Below are 22,686 nucleotides of genomic sequence, written 5' to 3' on the forward strand. Positions count from 1 at the left end.
TTTTTCATTACTATATAGAAATTACATATTTATCAAAGGTTTACGCAGGTATTGCTATTGAATAGAAAGGAATAACATGAAGGCAAGTACACTATATAAAAATAAAATAAATCCTAAGATGAGTAGTATGGGATGCAACTTGAACATATTTGACCTCCTTGAGTATATAAAGAATTTTAATACATCTTTGGTGAATTTAGAAGGAATATATATTAGATAAATGGTGCTTGAATGGATACACGAATTTAATAGAGTAGTGAATGTCTAATAAATAAAGAAGTATTATGGGGGACACCTTGACTAGATTATTTATAAAGGGCAGGTCGATTTACCCGACGTGAAATATAAAAGTGATCAGATTTATATGTACAGAATAAGGGATAAATAAAAAAGAGCATACATAAAAAGTACGCTCTAAAGAAAGATAGGTTTTATGAGTGGATAATCTCCATACGATAATATATGTTCGGTTGATGTAAATGTGTGGAAAATCAATAAATTATCAATGGAATATCATGAAATGAGTAATCTTAGTTTATTAATAAGGTTTTGTAGTTACCCAAATTGTAAGGATTTTGTATAGAATGGATTAACAACTCGATAATAATCGTACTTCAGTTTCATATTTCGTATAGTTTGGATATTGTGTAATAGTTTGACATTTAGGTGTAGAAAGTTGATTAATTATAGAAACATTTGTAATGACTTCGTTACAAGGACCGAAAAATGTAACTTTTAATTTTGAATTTGGTGGGACTTTGAAAACAATAGGTTTTTTCTCCATGAAATCAGCTCCTATGATGCAGTATTGTATACTGCGTTTTTTGTTTAGATTATAAAGGCATATTAGTATAATATGAATCTTTAGTTGATAATGATATAAAGTTCACTACTATGCAGAGCCTGAATGTATAAATTATTAAGGGAATATTAATGAATCAAAATTTTTACATGTGTGGGCAGAGCGAAAAATGCGGTACATATTGGATAAAATAATTGGATACTAGAAGAGCATGTAACTATAGGTAGTTACATGTGTTATGAATACGTAAAGAGTCCCTTTACTGATACATAGTTTATTCAAATGAAATGAATTACATCTAGAAAACACATTGTATACACAACAACACTGTATAGTTATTCTTATATAATAATAAAAGTGAGGTATTTTGAATTGAAAAAGAAAAAGCTATTTTTAGGAACAATTATTTCATGCGTAGTACTGGCATTATCCGCATGTGGCTCCTCAGACAACGTAGTAACATCAAAAGTAGGAAATGTTACAGAGAAAGAGTTAAGTAAAGAATTAAGACAAAAATATGGGGAAAGTACTTTATACCAAATGGTGTTAAGTAAGGCGTTGCTCGATAAATATAAAGTTTCAGATGAGGAAGCAAAAAAGAAAGTAGAAGAAGCAAAAGATAAAATGGGTGAGAACTTTAAAGCGACTTTAGAACAACTTGGATTGAAAAACGAAGATGAATTAAAAGAAAAAATGAAGCCAGAAATTGCATTTGAGAAAGCGATTAAAGCGACTGTTACAGAAAAAGATGTAAAAGATAACTATAAACCAGAAATGAAGGTAAGTCACATTTTAGTAAAAGATGAAAAGACTGCTAAAGAAGTGAAAGAGAAAGTAAATAACGGAGAAGATTTTGCGGCTTTAGCGAAGCAATACTCAGAGGATACTGGTTCAAAAGAACAGGGCGGGGAAATCACTGGTTTTGCTCCAGGGCAAACGGTAAAAGAATTTGAGGAAGCTGCATATAAATTAGATGCAGGACAAGTAAGTGAACCAGTAAAAACAACTTACGGTTACCATATTATTAAAGTGACAGATAAAAAAGAATTAAAGCCATTTGATGAAGTAAAAGATTCAATTCGTAAAGATATAGAACAGCAAAGACTACAAGACACGACAGGTAAATGGAAACAACAAGTAGTCAATGAATTATTGAAAGATGCTGATATTAAGGTGAATGATAAAGAGTTTAAAAATACATTTGAATTTCTAGAAAAGAAATAATGACTGTAATTAGAAAAGGGAACCTTTAAAGGTTCCCTTTTCTAGTTAGTGTGTGAGTTATAAATAGATAGTAAGACAATACAATATTACATATAAATATTAAGAATTACAATGGAAATTTATGTAATTTTCTTGAAGTAGGTTAATCATCACTTCATAGAATGTTGATATTATAATGTTTTGTTTCATCTCATTAAATATAAAACGAATTAATTAATTTTAGCCCATTATTCGTAGGCAGTAAGATTTGCGTAGGCTAATTATTAGTCAGGAATAAACAAAGCTTGAGTGGATTAAAGTTTCACTTTATAGAAGTCGATAAACATAATTTGCAGAATGAAACATACAATAAGATTGAAATATATTGACGTTAAATGAAGTGAAAAGCAGAGCATTCTATTAAGATGGATGTTCTTTTTCGTATGAAATTTTAAGGTGAAGAATGAATTATTGGATAGATAAATAAATGATGTAGGGGGAGAAAATGTGAAAGTAATTTTTCAAAGAGAAGACGGAGGGAAAATTTTTGAATCGTATGATGAAGATATAAATAACCTATTAGCTATTTTAAAAGAAACGAAAGGGATTAAGATCGGGATGGTTGAATATGAGGTATTAAAATACGAATTAGAGTATTTTCGAAACCCGAAAAAAGCAGTAACAGAGAGGGAGTTACATATAATAGTACAACCAAAATATATTTAGTAATTAGAGTGAATTATTGATGAATAGTTTTATGTAGTATGTACGAAAAGAGAGTGTTTAAATTGCTCTCTTTTCATAGAAATTCATAAGGAACGAATGGAGGTCCATTATAAATCCCTTAAATTTTGTGAGTTCGTTCTTTATAATATATGCTTTCATTTATAGATGGTTAATAAACTCGAAAAAATTAAAACTGTTTAGTTGATCTTTTCACCTCCCATTTAATAGGAAGTGAAAAGATTATTTGATGAAGAAAAAATAAATCTCTTCTCAAAAGAACGTAAGTTCGTGTATAATTAGAACGAATGTTCTTGTAAGTGTAGATAGTATAAGATTTAGAAATAAAGTGAAACTGTAATTAGCGGGTGTTTACGGGAAGTTAATCTTCGACTTACTTTCCTTGTATGTCTTGAATTTTGAGGTGGGAGATTTCTTACCTGTTCATGCGGGGGAAATATGAGCCGAGCAATTATTAAAGAATAATCGAAGCGCAATATGTTTGAAATAGAATGGATAAATAATCGAGGAGATAGAGAAATGAATGATGTAAAGATGCAAAGAGCAAAAAGAGAATGGGTTCCATTTACAGTAATGTCGGAACAGTTATTAAGTATGCGAAAGGTTATTGGGGAGAAATTTAAAGTACAAAAACCATTTTTAACAAAAGAAGCAAAAGAGGGAATTTTTGATAAATTATTAATGTCATTATTGTCTGAGAAAGAAATATTGGTGACATATTTTGAAGATGGATACATACTTACAAGCTACATGACAGTTGTACATATAAATCCGCTAAAGCGCATTGTAATGTGTACTGACGCGTTTTATAAAACTTACGTATTTAATACCACGGATATTATTGAAATAGCGTAAAGTAAGCTATGTTAGATGTGAAACAGAAAAATGAAACGGAAAAGCAGCTAGCTTCATACTAGCTGCTAAGCCCCAGGGAAAGGGAGAAAAAGATAGGGTACTCCAAAAATCAACAATAGCTGTATAACAGCCTGATTATAGTATGGGCAAATTAAAAATTCTTAAACAGAACGATGAAAAAATAGGGTTAAGCTGTACCGACTTGGTTTTGATCCGCAAGGTCAGAATCAAACGTATTAGTCGCACTCACACCATTAAAAGTATTAACAACAAAACCAACGTTGGAAGCACCAGATCCATTATAAGCCTTCGTGTTTTCTTTTGGAGAAACGTTATAGAAATCACCTAAATTAAATGAACCGTTACTATTTTGTACAACTAAATTCCCTACAACTGAGGGCATAGTTCTCACCCACTTTACAATCATTTGTTAACACTACTATATGGTCTTATAGTCCAAATGGTTCATCTAACGAAAATTGCGGAATAATAAAACGTTTGAAGTGTAGCTTAATCCCATAATAAAAGTGTGTTAAACTGAATGTAAGGTTACGTAATTAAAAATGGAAATTGTATAATTGTCATATACGAAAACAAAGGAGGCAAAATGTAATGAATAAAGTTATAAAAAAAGTAGATTTAACAGATGCAAAGTCAAGTAATCTTGTTGCACTTATTTATAGCAATGAAGTTATATTGGTGGAAGAAGCATTTTGTCCAAAGGAAATAAAATTAAAGTTTAATGAAATTGCAATTTTATCGGCTATTAAAACAGCGCATATAATGAAAGTATCCATTAGAAAAGAGCTTGACGCGTTTTTTCATGACACGGGTGTTTTATTGGTGAAGCATAGTGCTGAGTATGGAAACAGTCAATCTATCACTATGCATTTTGAACAATTTAAAAAGTTACAACATGAGATTGAGTATTTAAGTAAAAGTATGTAATAAGGCAAGAGGAAGATTCTTGCATAGAGGTGAACAGTTCTATGTTGAAAAAATGGTTTGAAAATTTTTTAGACGAATCTCACTGTAAACATAAATATAGTTTTATTAAGATGCAGGATAATGAAGATTTCAAAAGTGGTAAGCTAGGTGTAGCTTATGTGTATAGGTGTGAGAAGTGCGGGAAAGAGAAATTGAAATTTAAAAGCAATAACGAAATAAATAATGAATTTTTTGATATATAGGAAAGAGTAACTGTTATGGGTTACTCTTTTTTGTATTTTTAACACATTATAGAATGCACAAAATTACATATAGATAATAAATATGAGTTAAAGGAGGCTATTTATGTATTTCGAAAGCACCAGAAAACTTCTAAATAGGTGATAAGAATGAATCCAAGTGGTTTAAAAGTGACAGGAGCATGGTTTCAAGTAGGAGGAAATCTTACAGCGGCAATTGGGACGACAAGAGGATTTATGGGGGAGGAGAAAGCTGAATCGAAAATTGTAATTGTAGGAAGCTCATTACAAGCCCTCGGGTATATATTGCAAATTATAGCGAGTAATGAAACCGAAGATGAAGGTGAAAGAGAAAATCAAAGTATGTGTTTGGAGAATAAAAGTGAAATGCTTGATAAAGTGGGCATTGAGTTATTAGCGTTAGGGAATATATCAAATGTAATAGGAACATATTTTAATATAAAGGAACAATTGAAAGAGAATGATTATCTCATTATTATAGGGAATAGCTTACAATCGATTGGAGCTTTTTTTGGAGTAGAAGCGGCTTTGCTCCAGATGAAAACGGTACAGAAAATTATAATACTAGGCAATTCTCTGCAAAGTTTAGGGGCTGGACTTCAAGCGTATCAAGGCATTATTAATGTGATGAAGAATAGAATCGAAAATGAAGACAGTATAGTTGATCAGAAAGATGAGAGAATAATAGCACTCATTGGTGTTTGGATACAAGCGATAGGAACTGTTATTTCTGCAATTGGATTAACTATAATAGAGAAAGAAGAACAATTAGAAAAAATAATCATATGAAATTGTTCATGGAAAGATTGTATGTAAAATTTCAATTTTACATAAGTAGAAAAGTTGAAGTGGTAGGTTTTTTGACATTGAAAGAGAATATATAACAGTAGAACAGTTATTAGTGGTTAATAAAAACATTAGAAATGCAAAAGTCATTGGTTTGTATAGCGTATGGAGAGAGAAAAATACAAAACAAGGAGTTTTCAAGAGATGATGTATTTGTTGGCAATTCTTCTTCCACCTGTAGCCGTATTATTTTGTGGAAAACCATTTCAAGCAATAATTAATTTCATATTAACATTAATATTTTGGGTTCCAGGTGTTATTCATGCGATATTAGTTGTACATGATAAAAAAGCAGATCGGCGTTTAAAAAAACAAATTCAAGCATATGATGAAATAAATAAAAAGAACAGAAGATAGCTGAGTTGTGAAACGATTTTAAAAAGAAAGGGGGACCACCTCCTTTCTTTTTTTATTCTGGTTAAGTTTATATTTTGGTGTAGCGGTAAGAATTTTTAATATAAGTATTGTGATAACTCGTTTTAGAGTGTGCGTTTAGTAAACCGGTGTAAATGTTTTCAGGAACGTTAAAGAAATCATACAGTCCATTCTTTAATTGAATGCGTAAAATCATAGAAAAAGGATTATATCCAACAGCAACTATAGTTTTGGAAATCACGGGAGATAACTCCATCATTACGCAACTCCTCACTTTTCATTTTTAATAATTTCTTATAGATGTTGAGGTTGTGATGTTGAAATCTTTATAATTAAAGAGGTATTATACTTATATGCAATATATTAAATGTTCGTTATACGTAATTATAAGGAAGTTCACACGAAGTACATATCGTTGTGCTATTTTTATTTCACCTTTGATTTATAAATAAGAAAATATTGACCATTTGAAAAAAAGGTATATTATTTATACGAGGTATTAAAAATTCACTTTTTACATTCTATGCTTAAAGGGGCAGCATTATTAGAAAAATAGAAGTGAAAATACTTTGTGTAACAAGCATTCTAAAATTTATAATCTGTGAATTAGCAAAATATTGAATGCTCCAGGTCAATATACTTTCTTAATTAAATTTATTTTAGAAAGTGACCTCAATATTTTTAAGTAAATCAACGGGAGAATTGAAAGGCAGGAGAAAGTAACATGTCAGAAAATTATCGTTCTCGAGAGGAGCGACGACAAGTTAAAAAGAAAAAACAGCCAGCTTCTAAAACACAAAAACCAAAAGGTAAAACATCATTTTTTCGCAAGTTTTTAATTACTTGTTTATTACTTGGTATTGTTGGTTTAGTGGGGGGAGTTGCTACCTTCTTTGTAATGATTAAGGATGCACCAAAACTTGAGAAAGCAAAACTTGTTAATCCGTTATCCTCAAAAATTTATGATAAAAATGGCGATTTGGTATATGAATACGGGAAAGAAAAGCGGACGAATGTTACGTATGATCAAATTCCTAAATTAGTAGAAAATGCATTTTTAGCAACAGAGGATGCACGTTTTTACGAGCATAGCGGAGTAGACTTTAAAGGTACTGCCCGTGCTGTTTTGGTGAGTCTTAAAGGAGATTACGGTTCACAAGGTGGAAGTACAATAACGCAACAGGTTATTAAAAACTACTTCTTATCGATGGAAAAAACATCAAAACGTAAAGTTCAGGAAATTTATTTAGCGTATAAACTAGAACAACAATATTCAAAACATGAAATTTTAGAAATGTATTTAAATAAAATTAACTTAGGAAACCGTTCGTATGGTATCGCAACAGCAGCACAAAACTACTATGGTAAAGAATTGAAAGAGTTAACATTACCAGAAGTTGCGATGCTTGCAGGTTTACCAAAAGCACCGAATAACTATGATCCGACGAAAACAGAAAATATTGAAAGAGCAACAGAAAGAAGAAATGTTGTACTAAAATTAATGAATCGACATGGTTATATTACGAAGGCAGAAATGGAAGAAGCTTCGAAAGTTAAAGTAACAGATGGACTTAAGACTGCAACTGTACAAGCGATGCCATATCCTGCATTTATGGATGCGGTTGTGAAAGAAGTTGAAAAGGAATTACCAGATGCTAATATTGGTTCTGACGGTTTAGAAATTTATACAACTTTAGACGTAGAAGCACAAAAGGCTGCCGACAGGATATTAGATACTAATATTATTAATTATCCAAATGATAAGTTCCAAGGTGCTTTCACATTTATGGATACGAAAACCGGAGAGGTTCGTGCTATAGGTAGTGGGCGCGGTGAAAATAAAGCCGTATTTAAAGGGCATAATATGGCCATTGAATTAGATCGTGCAGCTGGTTCGACGATGAAGCCAATCTTTGATTACGGTCCTGCAATTGAATACTTAAAATGGGCTACGTATCATCAAATTGATGATTCTCCATTTAAATATTCAACTGGACAAGAACTTCGAAATGCAGACAGAAGTCATTTAGGTCCAATTACTATGCGTGAGGCGTTAAAAATGTCACGTAACGTTCCAGCAGTTAAAACTGCAAAAGAAGTAGGACTTAATAAATCAAAGGAATTCTCTGAGAAATTAGGTATTACATTTAAAAAAGCGCCAACAGAATCTACAGCTATTGGTACAAACGAAGTATCACCAACTGAAATAGCGGGTGCTTATGCGACATTTGGTAATGGTGGAAAGTATGCAAAACCGCATTTTGTTAAGAAAGTAGTTTATCCAGACGGTAAGTCACAAAGTTTCGGGCAAAAACCAAAACAAGTTATAGCTGACTCTACAGCATATATGATTACTGATATGCTTCGTTCAGTAGTGACATCAGGTACTGGTACAGCAGCAAATATAAGTTCTTTAGATGTAGCTGGAAAAACAGGTACAACAAACTATGATTCAAAACAATTAGCAAAATTTAATATTCCGGAAAGTGCAACTCGTGATAGTTGGTTTGCAGGTTATACGCCGCAATATACGATGGCGGTATGGACTGGGTATATGAAAGATGGTAAAGACGAGTATATTAGTAGTAAAAATACGAAAATTGCACAGTTGATCTTTAAAGCAATGATGAGCGAGATGGCTACAGATAAATCAAGATTTAAAATGCCAAGTAGTGTAATTCAAGAAGGTAGTGAGCTGCGTATAAAAGGTGAAAAACGTGATTCTTCTCCAAATACGAGCGTACCGGATACAACGGAAAAACCAAAACAAGATCAACAGCAAAAAACTGAAGAAGAGAAAAAGCAAGAAGAATTAAAGAAACAGGAAGAACTGAAAAAACAAGAAGAACAAAAGCAACAAGAGGAACTTAAGAAGCAAGAAGAACAAAAGAAACTAGAAGAGCAAAAGAAACAAGAAGAAGAAAAGAAACAAAATGAACAAAATAATGGAGGAGGCCAAGGGAATACGACACCTCCAGCAAATAATGGAGGAGGCCAAGGGAATACGACACCTCCAGCAAATAACGGAGGAGGCCAAGGAAATACGACACCTCCAGCAAATAACGGAGGAGGCCAAGGAAATACGACACCTCCAGCAAATAACGGTGGAGGTCAAGGAAATACGACACCTCCAGCAAATAATGGAGGAGGCCAAGGAAATACAACTCCACCAGCGACCACACAACCAGAAACTGGCGGTAATGCAGGAGAGGCCCCTGCTAATAATGGACAATAAGAAAATTTTATAAAAAATATTAAAAAGCACTTAAGATTTGTAAAATTACAATCTTAAGTGCTTTTTTCTTTTAAATGCAGTAGCTATGAGACAATGTATTTTAAATATTAAAAGTACCATAGAAGTTTTGAAAATAAATTGAAGGAAAATGATAAAAAATTTGAGATTGAGGTAACGGAGGATAAGCGTGGCTTTGAAAGGGGGGACTACTTGGATGTGCGCCATGATGCCAAAATGAGGGAGTAATTTGACCGGGAATTTGATAGTGTTGCCAAGTTGCGGGAAGTTCAATACCGACATCGGAACTAGCTGTATGAACAGCGGGAACGTGTATTTCGGGGGTCGAAGGAACTACGGCAGTTACTCTTGATGATACCCACATAAAAATATTCACTCCTAAGTTGCGATAATAAAGTAGTATATTCTTTTCACACATATAAAGGTACAAATAAATGGGACTTTAGGCTAAAACATACGTATAAAGTTGTAAGACTAATTTAAATTGATTTTGGACCATTTATTATAAAAAGATACGTCTATTTACGGAGGGAAAAGGAACGAAGAAACTGTAAAATGGAGGTGTTAATTGCAATAACTTACGTGTTTATGGAGGAATATGAATGGAACGATTATGGACGAAATCATTTATTCAAATGACTTTCGCAATGTTATTTTTATTTACAGGATTTTATTTACTTGTTCCAACGCTCCCACTCTTTATTAAAGAGATAGGTGGCAATGAATCACAAGTCGGACTTATGATGGGAATGTTTACAATAGCGGCAGTTGTAATACGACCGATTATTGGAGGGATGTTAGATCAATATGGTAGAAGATCCTTTATTATTTTCGGACTCATCTTTTTTGGGTTAACGATGTACTCTTATCATTTAGCGACGACTATTGTCCTTTTAGCTGTTTTACGTGTTATTCACGGAGTAACATGGGCTGTTTCTACAACAGCTGTTGGAACAGCGATAACTGATATTATTCCAGATTCACGCCGTGGTGAAGGTATGGGGTGGTATGGGATGGCTATGACGATTGCAATGGCAATCGGCCCAATGATTGGATTATCGGTTGTACAAAATTATTCATTTCACGGCCTTTTCTTATTAGCAACTCTTTTATCCTTTATGGCAGTCTTATTATCGTTAATGACGAAAATGCCATTCACACCACAAAAAGAAAAAGGGAAAATACAACTGTTTGAAAAATCCGTTCTATCCATTACGATAGTTGTATTCTTTTTATCATTTGCATATGGAGGCATTACGACGTTTTTACCGCTATTTGCATCGTCAATTGATGTGAATCCTGGGACATTCTTTCTTGTATATGCAATTGCTTTAACAATCGTAAGACCAATTTCAGGAAAACTATTAGATAAGTATGGAGAAGTATTTATCATACTTCCGGCACTATGCATTACTGTTATTGCAATAGTTGTGCTAACGATTTCAAATAATTTAATAGGTGTAGTTATCGCAGCTACATTATATGGTGTTGGATTCGGTTCAGCACAGCCAGCATTGCAAGCCGCGATGCTTACAATTGTTGATCCGAGTAAAAGAGGAGTTGCTAACGCTTCGTTCTTTACTGCATTTGATTTAGGGATTGGACTTGGTGCAATTTTACTTGGAGTTGTTTCACAAATGTTTGGTTACCGTATTTTATTTGCTGGTAGTGCAATTTCAGGATTAATTGCTTTCATTATTTTTGTGTTTTTTGTAAAACAGCAATTAGGTAAAAAAGAATTTGCGTAAACTGGAGGAACAAAGATGGAAATTTCAATTGATCATAAAGCTCTACAATGGTTTAAAGAAGAATTACGTATAAAGCATGGTGAATCTATACGGTTTAATGTAAGGTACGGAGGAGATAGCTCCATCCAGCCAGGCTATTCTTTAGGGATTGTTGCAGAGAAAGCAGCTGGGGGAATTGTGTCAGTTGAGAAAGAAGGTATTTTATTTTTTGTGGATGTTGATAATCTTTGGTACTTTCAAAACTATGATTTAGTTGTAGGTTATCATGAGGAAATGGAAGAAATTCAATTTAATTACGTAAAATAATAACTTTATTAAAAATAAATAAATTTTATATGGAAATTATATTTAGAGAATAGTGAAATAAATATAATGCAAAAAACGGGTTGTATATGAATACGGCTCGTTTTTTTTATTTAGTAAAAGGAATTGTAAAGTAGGTATATATTTAACTGGGTTATATGAATTAACTTTATATTTTGTTTTAAAGATAAATAAAGAGAAGTCTGTCCTTTCTTTATAAACTATGAAAATTATTGTTGAAAAACTGTATTGTTACATCGGTAAAAGTATAGGAAACTTATCATTATAAAATAAATTGAAATCTTCTAAAAACTCTGATACATTGAAATAGAAATGTAGTTTCACAATATTGTAAAGGCTTACAGTTATGTGCACGAAGATCTATTAGGATTGGAGGAAATAATGATGAAAGCTGAAGAAAAATTTTCCCCGGGATTAGATGGTATAGTGGCAGCGGAGACGAAGATTTCGTTTCTTGACACAGTGAAAGGTGAAATTGTAATTCAAGGGTATGATTTAATCGAACTCTCAAAAACAAAAGAGTATTTAGACATTGTGCACCTTTTATTGGAAGAACATCTACCGAATGAGGATGAAAAAGCAACACTTGAAAAGAAATTAAAAGAAGAATACGCGGTACCAGAAGGTGTATTCAACGTACTGAAGGCATTACCGAAAGAAACGCACCCTATGGATGGATTGCGTACAGGTGTGTCCGCATTAGCTGGTTACGATAATGATATTGAAAACCGCTCGTTAGAAGTAAACAAAAGCCGCGGATACAAATTATTGAGTAAAGTACCAAACATTGTAGCGAATAGCTATCATATTTTAAATAATGAAGAGCCAATCGAACCACTTAAGGAATTATCATATAGTGCGAATTTCTTCTATATGTTAACAGGTAAAAAACCAACTGAACTTGAGGAGAAGATCTTTGATCGTTCCCTTGTTTTATATAGTGAACATGAAATGCCAAACTCTACATTTACAGCGCGCGTTATTGCATCTACACAATCCGACTTATATGGTGCTTTAACAGGTGCGGTTGCATCTTTAAAAGGTAGCTTACATGGCGGTGCGAACGAAGCGGTTATGTACATGCTTTTAGAAGCTGGTAATGTTGAAAAGTTTGAAGAGTTATTACAGAAGAAACTATATAACAAAGAAAAAATTATGGGCTTTGGACACCGTGTATATATGAAGAAGATGGATCCAAGAGCTTTAATGATGAAGGAAGCTTTAAAGCAGTTATGTGATGTGAAAGGTGATTATACACTATATGAAATGTGTGAAGCTGGAGAAAAGATTATGGAGAAGGAAAAAGGAATTTATCCAAACCTTGATTATTACGCAGCTCCAGTATATTGGATGCTTGGTATTCCAATTCAACTGTACACACCAATCTTCTTTAGCTCTAGAACAGTAGGACTATGTGCGCACGTTATTGAGCAACATGCGAACAATCGTTTGTTCCGTCCACGTGTAAATTATATTGGCGAGCGACATGTGCTTAGTAAATAAGAACAACTGGGGAGTTGTTAGCACCGCCCGCCAGATGGGTGTTTGACCGACACCCATCATTAATAATAACGAATTTTCGACAGAAAGGGAAGGATAGCATGATTAAAACAAATGAAATTAAACAAAAAGATGCATTATTAGAAGAGATTACGGATTATGTATTAAATAAAGAGGTAACAAGTGCAGAAGCATTCAGTACTGCTCGTTACGTATTACTTGATACACTTGGATGCGGAATTTTAGCATTACAATATCCAGAATGTACGAAATTATTAGGACCAGTTGTACCAGGAACAATCGTGCCAAATGGTACACGTGTACCAGGTACGTCATATGTACTTGATCCAGTGAAAGGTGCATTTAATATCGGCTGTATGATCCGTTGGTTAGACTATAACGATACTTGGCTTGCAGCAGAATGGGGACATCCATCTGATAACTTAGGCGGAATTTTAGCTGTGGCAGATTATATTAGCCGTGTTCGTATTTCAGAAGGAAGAGAACCGTTAAAAGTACGTGAAGTATTAGAAATGATGATTAAAGCACATGAAATTCAAGGTGTACTTGCTTTAGAAAACAGCTTAAACCGCGTTGGTCTTGACCACGTATTATACGTAAAAGTAGCAACAACTGCTGTAGTTGCGAAAATGCTTGGCGGAACACGTGAAGAAATCTTTAATGCATTATCACATGCATGGATTGATAATTCTAGTCTTCGTACATATCGTCATGCTCCAAATACGGGATCACGTAAATCATGGGCAGCAGGTGATGCAACGAGCCGCGGTGTTCATCTTGCAATGACTGCTCTAAAAGGTGAAATGGGTTACCCTACGGCATTATCTGCACCGGGCTGGGGATTCCAAGATGTATTATTCAATAAACAAGAATTAAAATTAGCAAGACCATTAGATTCTTATGTAATGGAAAATGTATTATTTAAAGTTTCATATCCAGCAGAATTCCATGCACAAACAGCTGCAGAATGTGCTGTGAAATTACATCCAGAAATTAAAGGAAAATTAGATGAAATTGACCGTATTACAATTACAACTCATGAATCAGCAATCCGTATTATTGATAAAGAAGGTCCATTAAATAACCCAGCGGATCGTGATCATTGCTTACAATACATTACGGCAATTGGTTTATTAAAAGGAGATATCGTTGCGGACGATTATGAGGATGCAGTAGCAAATGATCCACGTGTAGATGAATTACGTAATAAGATGGTTGTTGTTGAAAACAAACAGTACAGTTTAGATTACCTTGACCCGAACAAGCGCTCAATCGCCAACGCTGTTCAAGTCCATTTCAAAGATGGCACTGAAACAGAAAACGTGGAATGTGAATATCCACTTGGTCACCGTTTCCGTAGAGACGAAGCAATTCCAAAAGTTGTTCAAAAATTCACTGCAAATATGGCAGGTCATTATTCTAGTAAGCAACAAGAACAAATTCATGAAGCTTGTTTAAATGAAGAGAAACTAGAAAATATGAACGTAAACGAATTTGTAGATCTATTCTTAATTTAATAATAGGGGGAATTTAGAATGGCTTGGGTTGTGAATAAACAGTCAACACAAGAGGAGCTTGCGAATCGCTTCCGAGCTTTAGTAGAAGCAAATGAAATTTTGCAAATTCCAGGTGCTCATGACGCAATGGCAGCTTTAGTTGCGAGAAATACAGGATTTTCAGCTCTTTATTTATCAGGAGCTGCTTATACTGCAAGTAAAGGGCTACCTGATTTAGGAATCGTGACGTCTACTGAAGTAGCAGAGAGAGCAAGAGATCTAGTAAGAGCTACAGACTTACCAGTTCTTGTTGACATTGATACTGGATTCGGTGGCGTCCTAAATGTAGCGAGAACAGCAGTAGAAATGGTGGAAGCGAAAGTAGCAGCTGTTCAAATTGAAGATCAACAATTACCAAAAAAATGTGGACATTTAAATGGTAAAAAACTCGTTACGACAGAAGAATTAGTTCAAAAGATTAAAGCGATTAAAGAAGTTGCACCGAGCTTATATATTGTAGCGCGCACAGATGCTCGCGGCGTAGAAGGCTTGGATGAAGCGATTGAAAGAGCAAACGCCTATGTAAAAGCAGGTGCAGATGCAATATTCCCAGAAGCGCTTCAATCAGAAGAAGAGTTCCGTCTATTTAATAGTAAAGTAAATGCACCTTTACTTGCCAATATGACTGAGTTCGGGAAAACGCCGTATTATAGTGCAGAGGAATTTGCGAATATGGGCTTCCAAATGGTTATTTATCCTGTAACTTCACTTCGCGTAGCAGCGAAAGCGTATGAGAATGTGTTTACTTTAATTAAGGAAACTGGTTCTCAAAAAGATGCACTTTCTAATATGCAAACGAGAAGTGAGTTATATGAAACAATTTCATATCATGACTTTGAAGAACTAGATACTGGAATTGCAAAAACAGTATTATCAGAGGATCAATAGATAAAGTGAAACTTTAATCAGTGGGGGTTTTCTTCATCCCCCACTGATTATTAGTTGAACCAATCGGACTTTTATGGGCAGCCCGCCCCCCGCCTAACTTCTTTGCTTTCGCTGAATTTTGAGGCGGGGGTCTTACTGCCCATTAAAGCGGGATAAAACAACTAAGGCGATGAGAATACATCTTTGGCAAGACAAACTGCTTGATGTGAAAATTCATCGCCTTCTGTTTTCAAAAATAAGATATTCCACTCATCGTAGACGAGCATATGTAGTAGCAAGTAAGGCCGAAATGATAGGGGGATTCAGATGGAGAAAACGAAGTTACCGTGGGATGAATTTTTTTCACTTAATAAAGATGTGAATCATGCTTTCTTTACGCCAGAAGATTTTTCAGGAGACGAAGATTTAATCGCAAAAACGACTGAACAATTCGTTAAACAAGAAATTGTTCCACAAATGGAGAATATTGAACAACATAACTATAAAGTTTCTCGTCAATTGTTTGAGAAAGCTGGAGAACTTGGATTATTAAGTATCGAGGTTCCAGAAGAATATGGCGGATTTGAATTAGGAAAGGCAGTTTCAGGGCTTGTAGCAGAAAAAATGGGATACGCTGGTGCATTTAGCGTTTCATTTAATATACACGCAGGTGTAGGTACATTGCCTTACATATATTACGGAACGAAAGAACAAAAAGAAAAATATTTGCCGAAAATTGCATCAGGAGAATGGATTGGGGCTTATGCTTTAACTGAACCAAATGCTGGTTCTGATGCTTTAAGTGCAAAAACGAGTGCAGTATTAAATGAAGATGGTACTGCTTGGAAGCTAAATGGTGAAAAGCAATGGATTACAAATGCTCATATGGCAGATGTATACGTTGTTTTTGCGAAGACAAATAAAGGAATGACAGCGTTTATTGTCGAAAGAACATGTGAAGGGGTATCTATTGGGCTAGAAGAAAAGAAAATGGGGATTAAAGGTTCTTCAACAGCGACGCTTATTTTAGAAGATGTTGTCATACCTGCTGAAAATGTTTTAGGGGAAGTTGGGAAAGGGCATCACGTAGCTCTTAATATTCTTAACTTTGCTAGATTAAAACTTGCCTTTGGAAATATTGGAACAGCAAAGCAAGCAATTGGATTGTCCGTTCAATACGGAAAAGAACGTAAACAGTTTCAAACGGAATTAGTAGACTTTACGATGATTCAAGAGAAAATTGCAAATATGATCATTGCTACATATGGAGCAGAAAGTGCAGCGTATCGTACAGCAGGTGTAATTGATGAAGCAATTCATGAGAGCGATGAAGATCTTATGAAGAAAATGTCTCAATTTGCAATTGAATGTGCACTGAATAAAGTAAATGCTTCTGAAACACTTGGTCATATCGTAGATGAAGCTGTACAAATTCATGGTGGTTACGGTTATATGCAAGAGTATGAAGTAGAACGATTATACCGTGATGCTAGAATTAGTCGTATTTTTGAAGGGACGAACGAAATTAATAGATTAACAGTTGCCAAAATGTTAATGAAGCAAATGGAACAAATTGAAGATACTGAAATAGAGATTGATGTAGAAAATGTCGAAAGAAACCATCGTTACATTTTATTAGCGAAAAAATTGTTGAAACAATCTTTGAAAACGCTCTCTAAAACTCCAGGTTTAAAAATTGATCAAGAGCAAGAATATTCACGTGTATTATCAAATATGTTAACGGACGTGTACGTCATGGAATCAGCATTTTTACGTACGAGTAAAGCAATTAGTAAAAATGGTGCAGAAAAAGAGCGTACGAAACAAATGATAACTGACGTTATTTGTGAAGAAGGCTATCGCAAAGTAGAAGAATCAGCGATTTCTATACTTTCCGCGGCTATTACAGAAGAACAAGATAGACACGTGATTTTAACTGAAATTCGTCAATTATTAGTGCCTTTATACACGAACGTATTTACAAAAAAGAGAGAAATTGCGAAAGCTATTATAAATCGCGGAAAGTATATTGTGTAAATAGGAGGAAAGCGATATGAAAAAGATTGGTTTTATTGGTTTAGGTAACATGGGTCTTCCGATGTCTAAAAATTTAGTTAAATCAAGTTACACAGTATATGGTGTGGATTTAAATAAAAATGCTGAAGCTTCTTTTGAAAAAGAAGGCGGAATTATCGGCTTATCAATTTCAAAACTAGCGGAAACATGCGATGTAATTTTTACAAGTTTACCTTCACCTCGCGCTGTTGAAGCAGTATATTTTGGCGAAGAAGGATTATTTGAAAATAGTCACTCGAATGTAGTTTTAATTGATACAAGTACTGTATCTCCACAGTTAAACAAACAGTTAGAGGAAGCTGCAAAGGAAAAGAAAGTAGACTTTTTAGCAGCACCTGTTAGTGGTGGGGTAATTGGAGCTGAAAACCGTACATTAACATTTATGGTTGGTGGATCAAAAAAGGTATATGAAAAGACGGAATCTATCATGGGTGTATTAGGTGCGAACATTTTCCATGTTAGTGAGCAAATTGATAGTGGGACAACAGTTAAATTAATTAATAACCTATTAATTGGTTTTTATACAGCTGGTGTGAGTGAAGCTTTAACATTAGCGAAAAAGAACAATATGGATTTAGATAAAATGTTTGATATTTTAAATGTAAGCTATGGTCAAAGTAGAATTTATGAGCGCAATTATAAAAGTTTTATTGCATCAGAAAACTACGAGCCAGGTTTTACTGTAAATTTATTAAAGAAAGATTTAGGGTTTGCAGTAGATTTAGCGAAAGAAAGTGAGCTTCACTTACCAGTAAGCGAAATGCTATTAAACGTATATGAAGAAGCCAGTGAAGCTGGGTATGGTGAAAACGATATGGCTGCTTTATATAAGAAAGTTAGTGAACAATTAATTTCTAATCAAAAATAATAGACTTATAAACATCATAAAAAAGGAGAGAATATAATGATTACAACTGAAATTAAACGAGTAAAAAATCATATTAATGGTGAGTGGGTAGAATCTACTGGTACAGAAGTAGAAGCAGTTCCAAATCCGGCGACTGGAAAAATTATCGCTTACGTTCCGCTATCTCCGAAAGAAGATGTTGAAAAAGCTGTTGAAGCGGCAAAAGCAGCATACGAAACATGGTCTAAAGTACCAGTTCCGAATCGTTCAAGACAATTGTATAAATATTTACAGCTTTTACAAGAAAACAAAGAAGAACTTGCAAAAATCATTACGCTAGAAAATGGTAAAACATTAACGGATGCAACTGGTGAAGTACAACGTGGTATTGAAGCAGTAGAACTAGCAACATCTACTCCAAATTTAATGATGGGACAAGCACTTCCGAATATTGCAAGCGGCATTGATGGATCAATTTGGCGCTACCCAATTGGAGTTGTTGCTGGAATTACGCCGTTTAACTTCCCGATGATGATTCCATTATGGATGTTCCCGCTTGCAATTGCTTGTGGTAATACATTCGTATTAAAAACATCTGAAAGAACGCCGCTTTTGGCTGAAAGACTTGTAGAGTTATTCTATGAAGCTGGTTTTCCAAAAGGCGTACTAAATTTAGTACAAGGCGGAAAAGATGTTGTAAATAGCATTTTAGAAAATAAAGATATTCAAGCTGTTTCGTTCGTTGGATCTGAGCCGGTAGCTCGTTACGTATACGAAACAGGTACAAAACATGGAAAACGTGTACAAGCGTTAGCTGGTGCGAAAAACCACGCGATTGTAATGCCAGATTGCAATCTTGAGAAAACAGTGCAAGGTGTAATTGGATCCGCATTTGCAAGTAGCGGAGAACGCTGCATGGCATGTTCAGTAGTAGCAGTAGTTGATGAAATTGCAGATGAGTTCATCGACGTACTAGTAGCAGAGACGAAGAAGTTAAAAGTAGGTGACGGTTTCCACGAAGATAATTATGTTGGACCATTAATTCGTGAGTCTCATAAAGAACGCGTATTGGGCTATATTAATAGCGGTGTAGCAGATGGAGCTACTTTATTAGTAGATGGCCGCAAAATTAAGGAAGAAGTTGGAGAAGGTTACTTTGTAGGTGCGACAATCTTTGATGGCGTAAATCAAGAAATGAAAATTTGGCAAGATGAAATTTTCGCTCCAGTATTAAGCATTGTCCGTGTTAAAGATTTAGAAGAAGGTATTAAACTAACAAATCAATCTAAATTTGCAAATGGTGCGGTTATTTATACGTCAAACGGTAAACATGCACAAACGTTCCGTGATAACATCGATGCGGGTATGATCGGTGTAAACGTAAACGTTCCAGCACCAATGGCATTCTTCGCATTTGCAGGAAATAAAGCGTCATTCTTTGGTGATTTAGGTACAAATGGTACAGATGGCGTTCAATTCTATACACGTAAAAAAGTTGTAACTGAGCGCTGGTTTTAATATAAAATAAACAGCAAAATGAGTTATTAAATGAAAACCACCACTATTAATAGTGGTGGTTTTCATTTTGTTAATTACTTTTTTCAAAAGCTAGTTTAATACCAAAACCAATTAAGACAATTCCTGTTAACCCTTGAATATAACGTTGCGTCTTCGGTTTTTTCATAAAAGCACTAATTTTATCAATTAAAAATATATAAAAAGCGAACCATATAACTGTTAAAATGAGGTAAGTAAGGCCCATTATGAGAAGTTGGATAAACGTATTATGATTTGGATTTAAAAATTGCGGTAAAAATGTTAAAAAGAAGACTGCAACTTTAGGGTTTAATAAATTCGTAAGAAACCCTTGACGAAAGCAAGAAGTGTGTTCGTCTTCATTATGCAAAGAAATATCGTTCGTATCGACGCCTTCTTTATTTCTTACTGCTAAAAGGGCTTTAATACCAATATAAATTAAATATAGAGCTCCAACGTACTTGAAAATAGAAAATAAAAGAGCTGACTTTACAATAAGTGCAGAAAGGCCGATTACTGCTGCTAAAGTATGGATCAATAGTGCAATACATGTACCGAACACTGTTTTCACCCCGCCCACTTTACCAGCAACTAATGTGTTTTTCGTAGCCATTGCAGTATCAGGGCCGGGTAAAATGATAAGACAAATAGACATAATGATGAAAAGAAAATAATTTTCAATCATAGTCGCTCCTCCTTTTTTATTTTTAGAATATTTGATTAAAAATAGTGTAGCACATATTTCGATTTAATAAAATTAAATTTTATTAAAAATTATTAAATGACAAAGAGGCTATAGAGCCGTGTAATTATACGACTCTATAGCCTTGATTTTTCCTGTATGAACCCCACTTATTAACGTTTCACTTTATGCGTTAAGTAAGTTAAAGAACCGATTTACATCTTCTTCTGAAACATCACTTAACTGCTTATATTTATAATTTGGATTTTGGTCTTTATCAACGACAACAGATCGTACTCCTTCAAAGAAATCTTCATGTCTCATGAAGTTTTTAGCAAGTACAAGGTCAGTAGCGAAACATTCTTCAACGGACTTATTTTGTCCATCAATAAACTGTTTTAATGTTACTTTTAGTGAAATAGGAGATTTTGATAATAACGTTTCTTTCGCTTTTAAAGCAAAGGAACTTTGATCTTTCTCTAATGAATGAATAATTTCTTCAATTGTATCGAATGCAAAATGTGAATTAATTTCTTCTAATGAAGGAGCAAGCTCGCTTTCTAATGTTGGAGCAGTTGCAAATGTACGGATGACTTCTTTTAAATGAGTATGTACATCGTCTTCTTTATGCCAATTTACACTTTCCAGTTCAGTAAGGAACTTGGGTAATGAATCAGATGTCATAAAGTAATCAGCAGCGTTTATAAATAATACGTCAGAAGCTTTTAAAATAGATGCTGTTAAAGCGACATAGCGGCCGGCATACCCTGGAGCTTTATTTAAGAAATAAGCAGCACCGACGTCTGGGAAGAAGCCGATATTCATCTCTGGCATTGCCCATTTCGTACGCTCAGTTACAATTCTGTATTTCGCACCATTTGTAAGACCGACACCACCACCCATTACAATTCCATCTAAACAAGCGATAATCGGTTTTTTATATTGATAAATATATGTATCAATTTCATACTCTTCTTCAAAGAAACGTTCCGCATGCTGCAATGCAGCTTCATTTGAACGTGCTTCATAAAGAGTTTTAATATCGCCACCTGCACAAAAACCTTTTGTGCCAGCTCCTTTTAATACGATAAGCGCAATTCGCTCATCATGTTCCCACTCTTTCAGTTTTTGCCCAATTGGTTGCAACATGTCATAAGATAAAGAATTAAGTGCTTTTGGGCGGTTTAAAGTAATTGATGCAACGCCGTTTTCGCTAACAGAAAATAAAACGTGTTCAGTCATGATTCATCCTCCCTTACATATCTTCTTATTCTTAATTCTTTATACGTACTGAAATGTCCTTTATAAATTTTGTCTAAAGTTGGCGGTATATGTTAATTTATCCACTGCATATTTTGACGAGTTATATTTGCAGGATTTTGGAGGTTGAAAATGAATATTACAACATTACTGTAATTGTAATTATTTGAAGTTACCATGATAAACACGCTATTATATATGTGTAAATTGTACATAATCACTTCGAAAAGAGTATTTGAAGTGATTATAATGAAAGAAAAATTGCTTTTCATTAGAAATAGAGAAAGGAGAAATCGGAATGCCAGTACCTTTACTATTGTCGGTGATTATTTTGTCTTCTTTAATGATAGGGATAACGCAATATTTTCATCATACAGATACGACAGAGGAAGTGAAGGATAAAGTACGACTTGTATTTCCGATTTTTATCATATCTATTTCTTTTTGCATTTTATTAAATAAAGATGGGTACATTGTTGCAGTATTTTCATTTTTTGTAGCGATTGTTTTCATTACAGTTTTATATTATGTAATGAAAGAATTTATCCAAAAATAAAGATGTCATATGAGACATTTTTATTTTTGGAAAGAATAAAATTTCACATACCGTATTATATGTGAAATTAAAAAAACATATCGCAATAGAAAAGTATGTACTTTACCGTGTATTTACTTGTCAATCTTGCATAGCCAATATACTATTAATAGTGTAGAGATTAGAAAAAGGGGTTGTATCTATCATGAAATTTGAGATGCACACAAAAATTATTTCAAATGAAAAAGAAGTAAGATTACATATAGAAGAAAACATATTTCAATTAAAATTGGATGGTTATCACTTATTTACAGTTCAAGAAATATTACCTTTATATAAATCAAATGAAGAAAGAATCGGTAGTGCAATGATACAAAAGTTAGAATGGGAGAACGGAAAAACTACAATAAACTATCAACTTGTATCACTAAATTCAGTAAATTAAAAG

Annotated in this window: 24 protein-coding genes; 18 read left to right on the forward strand and 6 right to left on the reverse strand. The window is 34.0% G+C overall.

Annotated elements, in window-relative coordinates; all coding sequences use genetic code 11:
* Positions 1–589: 589 nt before the first annotated feature.
* Positions 590–784: a hypothetical protein gene (locus ACTFSI_RS15780; RefSeq protein WP_000412567.1), complete on the reverse strand. Its 195-nt coding sequence runs from the start codon at positions 782–784 to the stop codon at positions 590–592.
* 390 nt (positions 785–1,174) lie between these two features.
* On the opposite strand from ACTFSI_RS15780, the gene ACTFSI_RS15785 reads away from it, so the two are divergent.
* From ACTFSI_RS15785 to ACTFSI_RS15795, 3 genes are all read left to right on the forward strand, one after another.
* Entirely contained in the window at positions 1,175–2,026 is an 852-nt protein-coding gene (locus ACTFSI_RS15785) for a peptidylprolyl isomerase PrsA (protein WP_000727481.1), read from the forward strand.
* Positions 2,027–2,512: 486 nt separating this feature from the next.
* Positions 2,513–2,731, forward strand: a complete 219-nt coding sequence (locus ACTFSI_RS15790) for a hypothetical protein (protein ID WP_000864286.1) — start codon at positions 2,513–2,515, stop codon at positions 2,729–2,731.
* A gap of 537 nt (positions 2,732–3,268) precedes the next feature.
* A complete protein-coding gene (locus tag ACTFSI_RS15795; protein ID WP_270724658.1) occupies positions 3,269–3,604 on the forward strand; it encodes a YolD-like family protein in 336 nt (111 codons plus the stop codon).
* A gap of 187 nt (positions 3,605–3,791) precedes the next feature.
* On the opposite strand, the gene gerPF is transcribed toward ACTFSI_RS15795, so the two are convergent.
* Entirely contained in the window at positions 3,792–4,007 is a 216-nt protein-coding gene (gene gerPF, locus ACTFSI_RS15800) for a spore germination protein GerPF (RefSeq protein ID WP_001141565.1), read from the reverse strand.
* A 209-nt stretch (positions 4,008–4,216) separates the two neighbouring features.
* Between gerPF and ACTFSI_RS15805 the strand changes: the two genes are divergently transcribed.
* The 4 genes from ACTFSI_RS15805 to ACTFSI_RS15820 all read left to right on the forward strand — a co-directional run bounded on the left by ACTFSI_RS15805 (position 4,217) and on the right by ACTFSI_RS15820 (position 6,015).
* On the forward strand, positions 4,217–4,552 hold the full coding sequence (locus tag ACTFSI_RS15805) for a hypothetical protein (RefSeq protein ID WP_001045105.1): 336 nt from the start codon (positions 4,217–4,219) through the stop codon (positions 4,550–4,552).
* Positions 4,553–4,593: 41 nt separating this feature from the next.
* Complete coding sequence (locus ACTFSI_RS15810) at positions 4,594–4,794, forward strand: hypothetical protein (protein ID WP_000915131.1); 201 nt, start codon at positions 4,594–4,596, stop codon at positions 4,792–4,794.
* Between the two features lie 147 nt (positions 4,795–4,941).
* Complete coding sequence (locus tag ACTFSI_RS15815; protein WP_139895483.1) at positions 4,942–5,601, forward strand: DUF6944 family repetitive protein; 660 nt, start codon at positions 4,942–4,944, stop codon at positions 5,599–5,601.
* Positions 5,602–5,802: 201 nt separating this feature from the next.
* The gene (locus ACTFSI_RS15820; protein WP_000990223.1) at positions 5,803–6,015 is read left to right on the forward strand and encodes a YqaE/Pmp3 family membrane protein; all 213 of its coding nucleotides are present in this window, start codon (positions 5,803–5,805) and stop codon (positions 6,013–6,015) included.
* Between the two features lie 67 nt (positions 6,016–6,082).
* Here ACTFSI_RS15820 and ACTFSI_RS15825 read toward each other — a convergent pair whose 3' ends face one another.
* The gene (locus ACTFSI_RS15825; RefSeq protein WP_000970367.1) at positions 6,083–6,292 is read right to left on the reverse strand and encodes a KTSC domain-containing protein; all 210 of its coding nucleotides are present in this window, start codon (positions 6,290–6,292) and stop codon (positions 6,083–6,085) included.
* 465 nt (positions 6,293–6,757) lie between these two features.
* On the opposite strand from ACTFSI_RS15825, the gene ACTFSI_RS15830 reads away from it, so the two are divergent.
* Entirely contained in the window at positions 6,758–9,268 is a 2,511-nt protein-coding gene (locus tag ACTFSI_RS15830) for a PBP1A family penicillin-binding protein (RefSeq protein WP_197225392.1), read from the forward strand.
* Between the two features lie 100 nt (positions 9,269–9,368).
* Here the strand turns inward: ACTFSI_RS15830 and ACTFSI_RS15835 are convergent, their stop codons facing one another.
* Positions 9,369–9,650 carry a hypothetical protein gene (locus ACTFSI_RS15835; RefSeq protein ID WP_000270176.1) on the reverse strand — a complete coding sequence of 94 codons (282 nt, stop codon included), beginning with the start codon at positions 9,648–9,650 and terminating at the stop codon, positions 9,369–9,371.
* 238 nt (positions 9,651–9,888) lie between these two features.
* Between ACTFSI_RS15835 and ACTFSI_RS15840 the strand changes: the two genes are divergently transcribed.
* The 8 genes from ACTFSI_RS15840 (at position 9,889) to ACTFSI_RS15875 (ending at position 19,743) form a co-directional block, all read left to right on the forward strand.
* Positions 9,889–11,034 carry an MFS transporter gene (locus ACTFSI_RS15840; RefSeq protein ID WP_242261485.1) on the forward strand — a complete coding sequence of 382 codons (1,146 nt, stop codon included), beginning with the start codon at positions 9,889–9,891 and terminating at the stop codon, positions 11,032–11,034.
* A gap of 15 nt (positions 11,035–11,049) precedes the next feature.
* On the forward strand, positions 11,050–11,340 hold the full coding sequence (locus ACTFSI_RS15845) for a HesB/YadR/YfhF family protein (protein ID WP_440045472.1): 291 nt from the start codon (positions 11,050–11,052) through the stop codon (positions 11,338–11,340).
* Between the two features lie 399 nt (positions 11,341–11,739).
* Positions 11,740–12,861: a citrate synthase gene (gene mmgD / locus ACTFSI_RS15850; protein ID WP_001987369.1), complete on the forward strand. Its 1,122-nt coding sequence runs from the start codon at positions 11,740–11,742 to the stop codon at positions 12,859–12,861.
* A 98-nt stretch (positions 12,862–12,959) separates the two neighbouring features.
* Positions 12,960–14,396 carry a 2-methylcitrate dehydratase gene (prpD, locus tag ACTFSI_RS15855; RefSeq protein WP_440045473.1) on the forward strand — a complete coding sequence of 479 codons (1,437 nt, stop codon included), beginning with the start codon at positions 12,960–12,962 and terminating at the stop codon, positions 14,394–14,396.
* Between the two features lie 18 nt (positions 14,397–14,414).
* A complete protein-coding gene (gene prpB, locus ACTFSI_RS15860) occupies positions 14,415–15,323 on the forward strand; it encodes a methylisocitrate lyase (protein ID WP_000312655.1) in 909 nt (302 codons plus the stop codon).
* 306 nt (positions 15,324–15,629) lie between these two features.
* On the forward strand, positions 15,630–17,339 hold the full coding sequence (locus ACTFSI_RS15865; RefSeq protein WP_000416019.1) for an acyl-CoA dehydrogenase family protein: 1,710 nt from the start codon (positions 15,630–15,632) through the stop codon (positions 17,337–17,339).
* A 16-nt stretch (positions 17,340–17,355) separates the two neighbouring features.
* Positions 17,356–18,246, forward strand: coding sequence for an NAD(P)-dependent oxidoreductase (locus ACTFSI_RS15870; protein WP_000719437.1), 891 nt, complete (start codon positions 17,356–17,358; stop codon positions 18,244–18,246).
* A gap of 36 nt (positions 18,247–18,282) precedes the next feature.
* Entirely contained in the window at positions 18,283–19,743 is a 1,461-nt protein-coding gene (locus tag ACTFSI_RS15875) for a CoA-acylating methylmalonate-semialdehyde dehydrogenase (protein ID WP_000633357.1), read from the forward strand.
* Positions 19,744–19,813: 70 nt separating this feature from the next.
* Here ACTFSI_RS15875 and ACTFSI_RS15880 read toward each other — a convergent pair whose 3' ends face one another.
* Positions 19,814–20,446, reverse strand: coding sequence for a LysE family translocator (locus ACTFSI_RS15880; protein WP_000572325.1), 633 nt, complete (start codon positions 20,444–20,446; stop codon positions 19,814–19,816).
* A 183-nt stretch (positions 20,447–20,629) separates the two neighbouring features.
* The gene (locus ACTFSI_RS15885) at positions 20,630–21,685 is read right to left on the reverse strand and encodes an enoyl-CoA hydratase/isomerase family protein (protein WP_044791045.1); all 1,056 of its coding nucleotides are present in this window, start codon (positions 21,683–21,685) and stop codon (positions 20,630–20,632) included.
* A gap of 316 nt (positions 21,686–22,001) precedes the next feature.
* Between ACTFSI_RS15885 and ACTFSI_RS15890 the strand changes: the two genes are divergently transcribed.
* Together ACTFSI_RS15890 and ACTFSI_RS15895 are read left to right on the forward strand one after the other, a co-directional pair.
* Positions 22,002–22,259, forward strand: coding sequence for a hypothetical protein (locus tag ACTFSI_RS15890; protein WP_001145041.1), 258 nt, complete (start codon positions 22,002–22,004; stop codon positions 22,257–22,259).
* A gap of 184 nt (positions 22,260–22,443) precedes the next feature.
* Positions 22,444–22,683, forward strand: coding sequence for a DUF2584 domain-containing protein (locus tag ACTFSI_RS15895; protein ID WP_000667348.1), 240 nt, complete (start codon positions 22,444–22,446; stop codon positions 22,681–22,683).
* The last annotated feature ends 3 nt before the right edge of the window (positions 22,684–22,686 follow it).

Origin of the sequence: Bacillus cereus group sp. MYBK101-2 (assembly GCF_051918845.1) — a bacterium.
GTDB classification, from domain to species: Bacteria; Bacillota; Bacilli; order Bacillales; family Bacillaceae_G; genus Bacillus_A; species Bacillus_A paranthracis.